At 66.8% G+C, this 11,960-nt stretch carries 10 protein-coding genes; 3 read left to right on the forward strand and 7 right to left on the reverse strand.

Annotated features, from left to right (window positions below; genetic code table 11):
* Together Q4F91_RS10695 and Q4F91_RS10700 are read right to left on the reverse strand one after the other, a co-directional pair.
* The coding region (locus Q4F91_RS10695; protein WP_303337543.1) for a hypothetical protein at nt 1–339 on the reverse strand (339 nt) is incomplete at its 3' end.
* Nucleotides 340–531: 192 nt separating this feature from the next.
* Nucleotides 532–1,518 carry a LysR family transcriptional regulator gene (locus tag Q4F91_RS10700; RefSeq protein WP_303337545.1) on the reverse strand — a complete coding sequence of 329 codons (987 nt, stop codon included), beginning with the start codon at nt 1,516–1,518 and terminating at the stop codon, nt 532–534.
* 247 nt (nt 1,519–1,765) lie between these two features.
* Here Q4F91_RS10700 and Q4F91_RS10705 point away from each other — a divergent pair, with 247 nt between their 5' ends.
* On the forward strand, nt 1,766–3,187 hold the full coding sequence (locus Q4F91_RS10705; protein ID WP_303337547.1) for a lyase family protein: 1,422 nt from the start codon (nt 1,766–1,768) through the stop codon (nt 3,185–3,187).
* Between the two features lie 45 nt (nt 3,188–3,232).
* Nucleotides 3,233–4,582 (forward strand): C4-dicarboxylate transporter DcuC, encoded by a 1,350-nt coding sequence (gene dcuC / locus Q4F91_RS10710; protein ID WP_303337549.1) that lies wholly within the window; start codon nt 3,233–3,235, stop codon nt 4,580–4,582.
* A 100-nt stretch (nt 4,583–4,682) separates the two neighbouring features.
* Here the strand turns inward: dcuC and Q4F91_RS10715 are convergent, their stop codons facing one another.
* The 5 genes from Q4F91_RS10715 to Q4F91_RS10735 form a co-directional block, all read right to left on the reverse strand.
* Nucleotides 4,683–5,819: an ABC transporter permease gene (locus tag Q4F91_RS10715; RefSeq protein ID WP_303337550.1), complete on the reverse strand. Its 1,137-nt coding sequence runs from the start codon at nt 5,817–5,819 to the stop codon at nt 4,683–4,685.
* Between the two features lie 15 nt (nt 5,820–5,834).
* On the reverse strand, nt 5,835–7,022 hold the full coding sequence (locus Q4F91_RS10720; RefSeq protein ID WP_303337552.1) for an ABC transporter permease: 1,188 nt from the start codon (nt 7,020–7,022) through the stop codon (nt 5,835–5,837).
* Complete coding sequence (locus tag Q4F91_RS10725; RefSeq protein ID WP_303337554.1) at nt 7,019–8,806, reverse strand: ATP-binding cassette domain-containing protein; 1,788 nt, start codon at nt 8,804–8,806, stop codon at nt 7,019–7,021. The genes Q4F91_RS10720 and Q4F91_RS10725 overlap by 4 nt, the downstream gene beginning before the upstream one ends.
* On the reverse strand, nt 8,803–9,780 hold the full coding sequence (locus tag Q4F91_RS10730) for an HlyD family efflux transporter periplasmic adaptor subunit (RefSeq protein ID WP_303337555.1): 978 nt from the start codon (nt 9,778–9,780) through the stop codon (nt 8,803–8,805). The genes Q4F91_RS10725 and Q4F91_RS10730 overlap by 4 nt, the downstream gene beginning before the upstream one ends.
* A 258-nt stretch (nt 9,781–10,038) precedes the next feature.
* A complete protein-coding gene (locus Q4F91_RS10735) occupies nt 10,039–11,010 on the reverse strand; it encodes a metallophosphoesterase (RefSeq protein WP_303337557.1) in 972 nt (323 codons plus the stop codon).
* Nucleotides 11,011–11,370: 360 nt separating this feature from the next.
* Between Q4F91_RS10735 and Q4F91_RS10740 the strand changes: the two genes are divergently transcribed.
* Nucleotides 11,371–11,877 (forward strand): GNAT family N-acetyltransferase, encoded by a 507-nt coding sequence (locus tag Q4F91_RS10740; protein ID WP_303337559.1) that lies wholly within the window; start codon nt 11,371–11,373, stop codon nt 11,875–11,877.
* The last annotated feature ends 83 nt before the right edge of the window (nt 11,878–11,960 follow it).

Raw genomic sequence — 11,960 nt, forward strand, 5'->3', positions numbered from 1 at the left:
CCCCTTGCCGGCGCCTTCCTTGGTGGCTTCCCACCCCTTCGCGGCACCTTCCTTGGTCTTGTCCCAGCCTCGGGCGGCGAAGTCCTTCGACGCTTCGTAGCCCTCGCCCGTGCCTTCCTTCGTGGCGTCCCAGCCGCGCGCGGCGGCTTCCTTGGCGGAGAGGTAGCCCTTCTTCACGCAGGCGGCCGAGATGGCGCGGGCCTTGGCGAGCCCCTCGTTCTCGGCGACGCCGGCGATGTAGCCGACGCCGCATGACTCGGGCGTGGGCTCGGGAGCGGCGGCGGCGGAGAAGGAAACGGAGAGCGCGATGAGCGCGGCGGCGGTGTGAAGCGTTTTCATGGGTAGCGGGCCTCAGAAACAGATCAGCGGGAGAAATTCTATTGGGCAGCGCTCAGTCTGACCGATCGCAGCCCCTTTCACATGACCCGGAGTTATACCGAATCGGTTGCAAGTTGCAAGAGTACGCATAAATACGTAACGTCAGGCAATTTTCCCATGAAATCAGGCTCTCCTGAATGATTTTCCGGGGCGTCAGGAGCGGAAGATCCTGTCGCGGTCGGGGTGGTCGTTGTCAAGCGGCAGACCGATGATGGGCGAGATCTTCTCCTCGAAGCCGCGGAAGAGGCGCTGCATCGCCCGGGCGTACCAGTCGACGAAGACGCGCACGCGCTTCCTGTGCCAGGCCGCGCGCGAGGTGACGATGAAGCACTCCACGGGCGGCCTGCTCCAGCCCGGGAGCACGGGAACAAGACGTCCCTCGACCAGGTCCTCCCAGGTCTGGACCAAGGGCATGTCGACCGCGATGCCCATGTCGGACAAAAGTGCGTTGCGGATGGCGAGGATGTCGGTCGAGCGGATCGTCTGTCCGAAGTGGAGGGGCTCGGTGCGCCCGCCGCGGGAGAGCTCCTTCGTCTCGGGGCGGACGGGACCGCAGTAGACGTAGCCTGTGTGGGTGCGCAGCTGCGCGGGGTCCACCGGCATGCCGTGAGTGCGGATGTAGCCGGGCGAGGCCACGGGGAGGTACACGTTGCGGCCGCGGCTCATCCAGACGAGACCGGGCAGCGTCGGCTCGCCCGTGAGGGTGGCGACGTCGCAGAGACCCTTCTTCACGTCCGCCTCCTTGAGACCCGAGAGGATCTCGATGCGGATCTCGGGATGCTCGGCGCCGAATTCGGAGAGAAGGGGCGTCAACTGCCTCGAGGCGAAGCCCGGGGCCGAGGAGAGGCGGATCGTCCCTTCGAGCGTCATCGAGTCCTCCATCAGGGACTCCATCAAGGAGTCGTGCGCGCGCAGGATCGTCTCCATGCGTTTCGCGGCGTTCCTGCCCTGCGGCGTGAGCTTGAGCGGCCGCGCGCCGTGCACGATGAGCGCGCACCCGAGCGCCTTTTCGATCGACGTGATCGAGCGCGAGATGCTCGAGGGCTCCGTGTCGAGCACCCTCGCGGCGGCGGTGAGGGTGCCCGACTTCGTGAAGGCGAGAAAGTGACGCCAGGCCGAGAGGTCATCCGTGCGGGACATGAGGGGACTCCATCCTGATGAAGAGATCTGTTTAGTGCGAAAAGCGGGGAGAACGCTTCCCGTTGCAGGCAATTGTCGCATCCCGGAGGAGCCTGCGGGCGGGGTTCATTTTGCGTCGTGCGCAAAATTACTTTGCGTCAGAGGCCGTTGTCCCGTGTGTGCCGCGGCGCAAGAATCCCATCCATCGATGATGAATCAGGGTTCCGGGGGTGACCGCCCGGGCCCGAGAAAAGAGGAAAAGCACTTTATGCAGCACGACATGTTCCACTGGATCACGCAGATCAACAAGGCGACCGTGGTGGTCGAGGGCGCGAGCGGCCTGATCGACGAGAAGACCGCGCGCCTCGCCGCCCGCGGCATCCGCGCCGTGGAGGAGGGCGGATCGGACCCGGCGAAGCGCCCGGCGAGCTACATCGCCTGGGAGCCGCTGCTCATCGCCGCGACCGGCCCCGAGGTGAGCGCGATCCACGCCGGCCGCTCGAGCCAGGACATTCTTTCGACGGCCCGCATCGGCATCCAGCGCGAGCGCGCGCTCGAGTTCGCCGCGGCCTTTGACGCCGTGATCGCGAAGCTCATTGAACTCGCCGACACGCACCGCGGCACGATCGTCCCCAACTACACAAACGGCGTGGCTGCCCAGCCGACGAGCTACGCGCACTATCTCCTCGGCTTCATCGCGCCGCTCCTGCGCGACCGCGAACGGCTCGAGGAGTACCTCGCGCGCTATGACATCTGCTCGATGGGCGCGACGGTGCTCAACGGCACCGGGTGGCCCTTGAACCGCGACGGCATGGCCGCGGCGCTCGGCTTCGAGCGCCCCGTGCGCAACGCCTTTGACGCCACCTGCGAGGCCCCGGTCGACACGATGCTCGAGTACGCCTCGATCACGGGCGCCGTCGCCATTCACTTCGGGTCGCTTGTGAACGACATCATGGTGCAGTACGCGCAGCCCCGTCCCTGGATCCTGCTTCAGGAGGGCGGCGACAACACGTACGTCTCCTCGGCGATGCCGCAGAAGCGCAACCCGGGCCTGATGAACAACCTGCGCGGCGACTGCTCCGAGGTCGTTTCCGAGATGCAGGCCGTCTTCATGCGCGTCCACAACCTCGTCCCCGGCATGGTGGACGGCAAGAACATCGCGAAGAACGGGCGCCTCACCGCGACCGCGCTCACGATGTGCGAGCGCATGCTCAAGGTCCTCAATGCCCTCCGCATCAACCCGGCCCGCGCGCTCGAGGAGCTCAACAGCGACTGGACCGCCTCGCAGGAGATCGCCGACCGCCTGATGCGCGTGCACGGCCTCCCCTTCCGCATCGGCCACCACATGGCGAGCCGCATGGTGTCCTACGCCCGTGCGAACGGCGTGCTGCCGCTCGACTTCCCCTACGCCGAGATGCAGCGCATCTACCGCGAGGAGATCGAGCAGGAGTTCCCCGGCGCCTCGACGGAGCTCCCGATGAGCGAGGCCGAGTTCCACGAGGCCCTCGATCCCGCCAAGATCGTCGAGGCCCGCGCGACCTCGGGCAGCGCCCGTCCGTCCGAGGTGGCCGCGATGATCGACGAGGACCGTGAGGCGCTCAGCAGGCTCACCGCCGCCGCCGACCGCCGCCGCGCCGCGATCAACGCCGCCGCGGAGAAGCTCGAGGCCGACTTCGCCCGCTGGCTCTGACCCCCGGCCCGCAATTTTTTTCCAGAGATCATTGGAGACTATTAAATGTCCGGCATTCTTCCGATCATCGCCGTCATCGTGACGGTCATCGCGGGCTGGGCGCTCCTGAAGCGCTACCAGACGCACATGACGCTGCTCTTCGCGGGTCTCGTCATCCTCGTCTGCGTCGCGCTTCTCGGCGACGCGAACTTCCTCCCCAAGGGCGCCAAGACCTCGGGCTTCTGGCTCTTTGACATCTTCGTGACCTTGAAGACCATCGCCACGAAGCAGAGCTCCGGCATCGGCTTTCTCATCATGACCGCGGGCGGCTTCGCGGCCTACATGGACCGCATCGGCGCGGCCCGCGCACTCGTGGACATCGCCGTGAAGCCCCTGGCGAAGCTGCGCGCCCCGTACCTCGTCCTCGCCGCCGGCTACATCGTGGGCCAGGTGCTCGTGATGGTGATTCCGTCCGCGGCGGGCCTCGCGATGCTGCTTCTCGTGGCTCTCTTCCCGATCCTCAAGGCGGTGGGCACCTCGCCCGCGGCAGCCGCGGCCGTCATCGGCACCTCGGCCGGCATGACCTTCACGCCGACGGCGGGCACGGCGAACCTCGCCGCGAAGGTGGCCGGTCTCGACCCGATCATCTATCTTGTGCAGTATCAGCTGCCGCTCGCCATCCCGACCCTCGTCGTCTGCTGCGTCGCGCACTACTTCGTGCAGCGCTACTACGACAGGAAGAACGACGACACCTACGCCGAGGCCGCGGCCGTGAAGGCGGCCGAGACGCCGGAAGTGCCGAAGTGGTACGCGCTCTTCCCCGTGCTCCCGATCGCGCTCCTCATCATCTTCTCGAAACTGGTTGTCAGTTCGATCAAGCTCGACACGATCGGCGCGCTCTTTATGGTGTGGGTGCTCGTTGTCATCATCGAGATCATCCGCCTGCGTGACGTGAAGAAGATCTTCAAGGACGCCCAGGCCATGTGGCAGTCGATGGGCAAGATGTTCGCGGGCATCGTGGCGCTGATCATCTGCGCCGAACTCTTCGCGACGGGCCTGCAGGCCTCGGGTCTCATTGACCTCCTCATCAAGTCCGCCCAGGGCATCGGCGCCGGCATGGGCTTCATGACGGTCGTCCTCACGGGCATCGTCTCGGCGGTCACGTTCCTCACGGGCTCGGGCGTCGGCGCCTACTCGTCCTTCGCCGCGGGTCTCGGCGGCTCGGTCGAGGCGCTCGTCACCCCGATGCAGTTCGCCTCCGGCATGCTGCGCGCCATGTCCCCGGTCGCCGGCGTCATCATCGCCGTCGCTGGCGCCGCGGGCGTCACCCCGATGGCGATCGTGCGCCGCACCTGGATCCCGATGATCCTCGGTCTCGTGACGACGCTGGTCGTCAACCAGATCCTCTTCGGGTAAGACGGTTCTCAGAAGGGGAACCCGGGCCGGGTTCCCCTGAGTGCCAGGGACGGGGCTCTCTCCGGCGACGGGGAGGGCCCCGTCCATTTCCGTTGACGGCTCAGGTGACCTTGTGCCGGAAGAGCCAGGCGGCGCCGGGGATCGTCACGAGCGCGATCACGGCGAGCGGCCACAGGTACGGGAGAATGTCCGCGAGCCCTGCGTTCTCGAAGTAGATCATGCGGATCGTGAGGATGCCGTAGCGCACGGGGTTCATGATCGTCACGGTCTGCATCCACTCGGGCATCGCCGCAGCCGGGGTCATGAGGCCCGAGAGCACGAAGGAGGGGAGCAGCAGCACGAACGAGATCACGACGGACTCGAGCAGCGTCCTCGCCCAGGCGGAGATCGCGAGCGCGAGCCCCACGATCGAGGTCGAGAAGAGGGTCACCACGAAGATGAGGAGCCAGATCGAGCCCGCGAAGGGGATCTCGAACCACCAGCGGCAGACCGAGAAGATCATCAGGCTCTGCGCGATACCGATCACGATCGGGGCGACCGCCTTGCCGATGAATATCTCCACGGGCGAGAGCGGGGTCATCAGCATCATGTCGAAGGACCCCTCCTCGCGCTCGCGCGAGACGGCGAGGCCCGCGAGGAGCATCACCTGGATCATCGCGAGACCGAGGATCAGGCCCGTCATGATGTTGTAGCGGGTGATGCCGTTCTCGTTGAAGCGGTAGCGCTCGCGGATCTCGATCACGCCGGCGGTGCCGTTCCCGCGGTTGACGTCCTCGATGATCTGCGAGACGTAGCCCGTGGCGACGTTCGCCGTGGTGGTGTTCCTGGCATCGGTCGCGACGAAGATCTCCGCGGTCTCGCCCCTCGCCATGCGGTCGGCGAAGTCCTCGGGGAACCAGAGGCCGATGAGCGCCCGGCCGTCAGAGAGGGCGGCGATGAAGTCGGTGTGGGACCGCGGGTCCGCGGCGCGCCGGAAGATGCGGTTCGATTCCATGCGCCGGATGACCGCCTCGCTCGCCGGGCTCCTTGAGGCGTCGAGGATCACGTAGGGCGCTTCCTCAAGGTTGAAGGTGGCGCCGTAGCCGAAGAGCACCGACTGCGCGATGATGGGCACGACGAGGATGCGGCGCATCGCGGGGTCGCGGAGCAGTGTCACGAGCTCCTTGCGGGCGAGCGCGCGCAGCCGCACGAGCGAGAGACGGAGCGCGTGGAGTAGGGCGGCGATTTTGGCAAACATTTCCCGTCCCTCCCGTCAGTCAAGGCGCTTCTTCGTCGCCATGAGGGCGAGCGCGAGGAAGCCGACGCACCAGGCGCCGAGGATCGCGAGGTTCGAGAGCACGAGCCGCTCGGGACCTCCGGAGAGGTAGAGGATCTTCACGGACTCGATCGCGTAGGTGGCGGGCAGGAGCCTGCCCGTGACGGCGATGAAGTCCGGGACGCTCCTGAGGTCGAAGAGGTACCCGGAGAGAATGAGCGAGGGGAGGTAACTGCCGATCACCGCGAGCTGGATCGCGAGGAACTGGATGCGGAAGTGCGCCGAGAGGAAGAGCCCGAAGGCGATCGCCCAGGCGGCGTAGACAAGGATCGTCGCGGCGAGCAGCCCCAGGTTCCCGCGCACGGGCGTGCCGAAGACCGCCACCGCGGTGAGCCAGGAGAGCACCGCGCCCACGGCCGCGACCGAGAGGATCGAGAGGAACTTCGAGAGCAGGATCTCCGCCGGGGCGGCCGGCGTGATGCAGAGCGTCTCCATCGTGCCGCGCTCCCACTCGCGGGCGATGACGACGCTCCCGAGGAAACTTGCGGACAGGGTGAGCACGACGACGGTGAGGCCCGGCACGAGATACCAGGCCGAGGTGTTCGCCTCGTTGAACCAGGAGCGGGAGACGAGGGACACCGCGCCGACGGAAGCCGTCGAGGCCGCGGAGGCGTTGACGCCCACGACCTGGGTGCTCTCTTCCCTCAGCGTCACCTTCTCCTGCATGAGGCCGACGGTCGCCTTGATATAGGTGCGGATGATGGAGGCCGCGCTCGCGTCGACGCCGTGGATTGTGAGACCGAGCACGGCGTTTCCCGCCGCCGCGTCGCGGCTGAATCCCGCGGGGAAGTCCACGATCGCGTCCACCCGGCGCGAGGCGAGCAGATGCTCGGCCTCGGCGCGGGAGTTGACGCGCGAGACCGCGAAGTAGCGGCTCCCCTCGAACTCGGCGGCCGCGGCCGTGACGAGCGGCGACTCCTCGGCTGTGATGAGCGCGACGGGGACGCGCGTCAAGTCCATCGAGAGTCCCCAGCCGAAGAGGAGGATGAGGATCACGGGAAGGAGCGTGCCCACGAAGATGCTCGCCGGGTCGCGGCGCATCTGCGCGTATTCCTTGCCGAGGAGCGCAAGGAAGCGTCCGAGCGAGAAGACAGGGAGGAGCGGCCCGGGGCGGCGTGCGGTCATGAGGCCCCTCCTTCCGAGGAGGCGCGCCTGGCGCGGTCCTCGAGCACGATCTTCGCGAAGGCGTCCTCAATGCTGTCAGCATTGGCCATTTGGCGCACCTCGGACGGGGTGCCCAGCGCGAGCACGCGGCCGGCGTCCTGGATGAGGAAGCGGTCGCAGTACTCGGCCTCCTCCATGAAGTGCGTCGTGACGATGACGGTGGTGCCGGCCTCGGAGAGCGTGACGATGCGGCGCCAGAAGGCGCGGCGGGCGGCGACGTCGGCGCCCGAGGTGGCCTCGTCGAGGAAGAGGATCGCCGGCCGGTGGATGAGCGCGCAGGCGAGCGCGAGCTCGCGCTTGGCGCCCAAGGGGAGCGCCTCCGTGAGCGCGGCGAGGCGCCCCGCGAGGTCGGTGGAATCGGTGAGCTCGGCGATGCGGCGCCTCAAGGTCCGGCCGGTCACGCCGAAGCACTCGCCGAAGTACTCGAGGTTCTGCCGCGCGGTGAGCTGACCGTAGAGCGAGAACTTCTGCGCGACGTAGCCCACCTTGGCGCGCGCCTCGCTTCTCGCCAGAGAAAGGTCAGACCCCGCGACCGAGATGCGGCCCGACGTGGCGGGGAGCAGCCCGCAGAGCATGCGGAAAGTCGTGGTCTTCCCCGCGCCGTTGGGGCCGAGCAGACCGAAGATCTCGCCTTTTTTCACACGGAAAGAGGTGTCGGCCACCGCGACGAAGTCGCCGAACTTCCTTGAGATCCGCTCGGCGACAACGGCGTCGCCCTCTGGAATCACGAAGGCGGGCCCGAGCCGGTCGGCGTCCTCTTCGGAAGACTTGAGAGGGGTTCCGGATGCGCCGGGGAAGGTGAGGGCGCAGTAGGCGTCCTCGAGCGTTGCTGTTCTGGAGGAGATGTCGGCGCCCGGGATCTCCGGGAGCGTGTCCGCACCGGCGGCGGCGAGGAGCTCGACGCGGTCGCCGTGCGGCACGGCGTCGATCCAGATTGAATGGGGAGAAGCTGCGCGGACGCTCCTCATCAGCGCCCGTGCGAGCATCGGGCCGCCCGCGGAATCCTGCGCGACGGCGCGGCCCGGCCGGAAGCCGGCCTTCACGGCGGCTTGGGTGAGTTCGGCCGGGGTGCCGGAGGCAATGAGTTTTCCGTGGGCCATGACGAGGGTGAGATCGCACCGGGCGGCCTCGTCAAGGTAGGCCGTGGAGACGAGCACCGTCATGCCGGTGCGGCGGCGCATTTCGTCGAGGATGCGCCAGAGCTCGCGGCGCGAGAGCGGGTCGACGCCCACCGTGGGTTCGTCGAGAAGGAGCAGCCTCGGCTCCGAGAGAAGCGAGCAGGAGAGGCCGAGCTTCTGCTTCATGCCGCCCGAGAGCTTGCCGGCCTCGCGCTCTTCGAATCCTTTGAGCCCGGAGAGCGTCATCAGCGCTTCGAACCGGCGCTCAAGCTCCGCGCCCTTCACGCCCCGCAGAGCGCCGAAGATGCGGAAATTCTCCCAGACGGAGAGCTCCTCGTAGAGTCCGAAGCGCTGCGGCATGAAGCCGAGCATCTCGACGAACGCGGGGTCGCCGGTGTCGGGTGTGAGGCCGAAGAGCTCGACCGAGCCCTCGTCAGGCGTGAGTATCCCAGCGAGAAGTCTCAGCAGCGTCGTCTTTCCCGCGCCGTCGGGTCCGATGAGGCTCACGACCGCGCCGGGGGTGTCGACGACGATGTCCGTGCCGGCGACGGCCTCGAAGGGCTTCCCGTCGGGGCCGCGGAAGCGCCGCACGAGACCCTTCACGGAAATCGGAGGGGCCGCTGTCATTCGATGAAGTCCACCGTCACGGGCTGCCCGAGGCGCAGGCGGTTCTCCGCGTCCGCTGTCTCAAGCCTCACCTCGTAGACGAGCGCCGTGCGCAGGTCCTCGGTCTGGACGGTCTTCGGCGTGAACTCGGCCGTGGACGAGATCCAGGAGACCCGGGCCTCCACCGTCCCCGCGGTGTCCGTAGTGACGCGGGCGCGGGAGCCTTCCTTCACGAGCGCGAGCTGCCGCTCCGTGATCCAGCAGCGGATCCACTTCGGGCTCACGATCGAGAGCTGGTAGACGGTGCGCGAGGGGCCGCCCATGTCGCCGGGCTCGGCCGTGCGTGTGCGGATGATGCCGTCCGCGGGGGCGACGAGCACCGAGGCGGTGCCGATCTGATAGTCGGCGGCGGCGACGGCGGCTTCCGCCGAGCGCACCGCAGCCTCGGCCGAGGCGACCTCCTGCGGTCTCAGGCCCGCCTCGTAGGCGGCGAGCTGCGCGCGGGAGGCGGCGAGCTCGCGCTCGGCGGCCTCCATCGAGAAGCGGGCGTCGTCGAGGTTCTGCTGGCTCGAGACATTGCGGGCGACGAGTTCCTTCTGGCGCACCCAGGTGCGGCGTGCGAGCTCGTGGCGGCTCTCAAGCGCCCGGGCCGAGGCGCGCGCGGCCTCGATGTCCTCGCTGCGGTAGCCCTCGCGCGAGAGCGACGCCTGCTCGCGGGCGCGGTCAAGCTCCGCGGCGAGCTGCCGGCGCTCGATCTCAAGCGCCCGCGTGTCGAGGCGCCCGAGCACGTCGCCCTTTTTGACGCGCTCGCCCTCCTCGAAGTTCATTTCCAGGATGCGGCCCGACGCCTCGAAGGCGAGGGAGATCTGCCGCGTGTCGACGTTGCCCCAGGCGCGCGCGGGCGGCGGGGCGTTCTCCTCGGTGCGCAGGTGCCAGGCGAGGGCGCCGAGCGCGGCGATGACGACAAGGACGATGAGAATGCGCAGGACTTTCATGGTCGGGCGGGAAATTCGGGCGGTGAGGGCTGCTTCGGGCCGCGCCTGGTCCCGGGCGGCCCTTTCCCGGAATTCTAGCCGCCGGCCTCTGCTCGGCAACGCCTTCGTTGTCCGCCTCGGCCGCACGCGGAAAAGAGAAAGCCCGCGCAAGGGCCTTTTAGCGGCCTCGCACGGGCTTTCCCAGGGGTGTTCTGAAAGATCAGCGTATTGTCCTGATCGCTTTCAGAGCCCTGAAGTCATGGAGAACTTTGGAAGTTCTCACGCCTTCTTGCAGATACGGGAGCGTTCGTTGTAGACGCCCTCGATGTAGAGGTTGTAGTTGCGGTCGATGTGGACCATGCCGCAGACCGAGTGCGGCAGCGGACGCTCGACCATGCCCTGCGCCACGTAGTAGTGGATGCCGTTGCGCTCGGAATAGGCGCCCTTGTGGAAGTGGCCGGAGATCACGGCGAGCACGCGGCGGCTTTCCTCGAGGACCTTCACGACGTCGGCGGCGTTCCTCATGAAGAAGTCGTTCGGAATGTTCTGCGGCTGCTCGTCCCAGGTGTTGAGAAGCTGATGCGTGAAGACGACGACGGGCTCGGTGCCGGAGGAGAGCTCCTTCTTGAGCCACTCGAGCTCGACGGTCGGGATCATGGCGATCTTCCAGGAGAGCTTGCCGAGGCTGTAGTGCTCGCCCTCCATGTTGTTGTAGCAGGCGTCGAGGACGATGTACTTCACGCCGCCCTTGACGAACGAGTAGTAGGTCTTGCCCTTCGCGTCACCCGCGTTCTCGGTGTGGTCGATGAAGTCGCCGAGCGAGATCAGGTCGAAGTCATGGTTGCCGCAGACGTGGTAGCGGGGACCGTTGTAGCGGCGGAACTCGCTCTCCACGGTCTCGAGGAAGGCGATCGTGCCGGGACGGTCGCCGTTGTCGAGGCAGTCCTTGAAGTCACCGAGCTCGATCGCGAAGTCGAGCTTGCGGGTGTTGAAGAGTTCGATCGCCTGGCGCATCTTGGCGAGCGAATGGGCGTAGACGCGGATCGAGTCCTCGGCGGGGATCGTGCGGATCGGGCTCGTGCAGTAGTGGATGTCGGTGATCCAACCAAAACTGGAAATAATGTTCTCGGCGGCGGGGAGCGTGATCTGGGCTTCGGTCGGGGTCGCGGCACGGGCGGCGCCGGCAAGGGTGAAGGCGGCGGGGGCGGCGAAGAGGCCGGCGGCGGTCCGGAGGAAGAGGCGGCGTTTCATTGTTTCGTATCCTTTCAGCAATAGGGGGTCAGTGTTTTTTGTGTTCTGTGCCGGAGGCGGGCGTTGCTCTTCATCTGCGTTTCTCCGCTTCGCTTCATCCGACGGGCTCGAATTCTCGGCTTCCCCTGTGACAGAGGCGTTTCCGGACGATGAAGGTTCGTTATAGGAACCATGAAGAATTTGTGACGTGACGGCCGGGTGACAGTCAGTCGGCGGTATCCGGGGAGGGGATAACTGCATTGAATACAAATCGGCCTTTTTCCGGGGCGCACGGCGTCCCGCGGTGCGTTAAGATGCGCGCTCCAACAAGTAGCAGAGGCGTCCGTTCATGTCAGGGACGCCAAGGAAAAACCTTCAGTCATGTTCTCTCTTCGTGCTGCAACGCCCGCCGACGTTGACGTTCTTACCTACATCGAGGCCCAGTGCTTCCCTGAGGCGGAGAAGGCCACCCGCGAGAGCTTTGAGGCCCGCCTCGCCGTCTTCGCCGACAGCTTCCTCATCCTCATGAAGGACGACCGTCCGATCGGCCTCATCGACGGCATGATCACGAACAGCCGCACGATCACCGACGACATGTTCGAGGACGCGACGCTGCACAACCCCGACGGTCACTGGCAGTCGATCTTCGGCCTTGCGGTGCTCCCCTCCGAGCGCCATCAGGGCTGTGCTTCGAGCCTCATCCGCGCCTTCATCGAGAAGGCCCGTCAGGAAGGCCGCGACGGCGTGATCCTCACCTGCAAGGAGCACCTGATTCCGTTCTACTCGACCTTCGGCTTCGTCAGCACGGGCGTCTCGAAGTCCGTCCACGGCGGCGCCGTCTGGTACGACATGGAGCTCGACTTCCGCCAGGAGCGGCTGAAGAACTGAGCGCGCATCGACCCGCTTCATGCGGGACGCATGACAAGAGGGACGTCACTCTGAAATTGAGGAGGGCGTCCCTTCGTTTTTTT

It is taken from the genome of Sutterella sp. (genome assembly GCF_030539355.1).
GTDB lineage: Bacteria > Pseudomonadota > Gammaproteobacteria > Burkholderiales > Burkholderiaceae_F > Sutterella.

Coding starts and splice junctions, on each gene's coding strand:
- Q4F91_RS10700 (WP_303337545.1), bottom strand. CDS start 1,518: ATGTCCCGCACGGATGACCTCTCGGCCTGGCGTCACTTTCTCGCCTTC.
- Q4F91_RS10705 (WP_303337547.1), top strand. CDS start 1,766: ATGCAGCACGACATGTTCCACTGGATCACGCAGATCAACAAGGCGACC.
- dcuC (WP_303337549.1), top strand. CDS start 3,233: ATGTCCGGCATTCTTCCGATCATCGCCGTCATCGTGACGGTCATCGCG.
- Q4F91_RS10715 (WP_303337550.1), bottom strand. CDS start 5,819: ATGTTTGCCAAAATCGCCGCCCTACTCCACGCGCTCCGTCTCTCGCTC.
- Q4F91_RS10720 (WP_303337552.1), bottom strand. CDS start 7,022: ATGACCGCACGCCGCCCCGGGCCGCTCCTCCCTGTCTTCTCGCTCGGA.
- Q4F91_RS10725 (WP_303337554.1), bottom strand. CDS start 8,806: ATGACAGCGGCCCCTCCGATTTCCGTGAAGGGTCTCGTGCGGCGCTTC.
- Q4F91_RS10730 (WP_303337555.1), bottom strand. CDS start 9,780: ATGAAAGTCCTGCGCATTCTCATCGTCCTTGTCGTCATCGCCGCGCTC.
- Q4F91_RS10735 (WP_303337557.1), bottom strand. CDS start 11,010: ATGAAACGCCGCCTCTTCCTCCGGACCGCCGCCGGCCTCTTCGCCGCC.
- Q4F91_RS10740 (WP_303337559.1), top strand. CDS start 11,371: ATGTTCTCTCTTCGTGCTGCAACGCCCGCCGACGTTGACGTTCTTACC.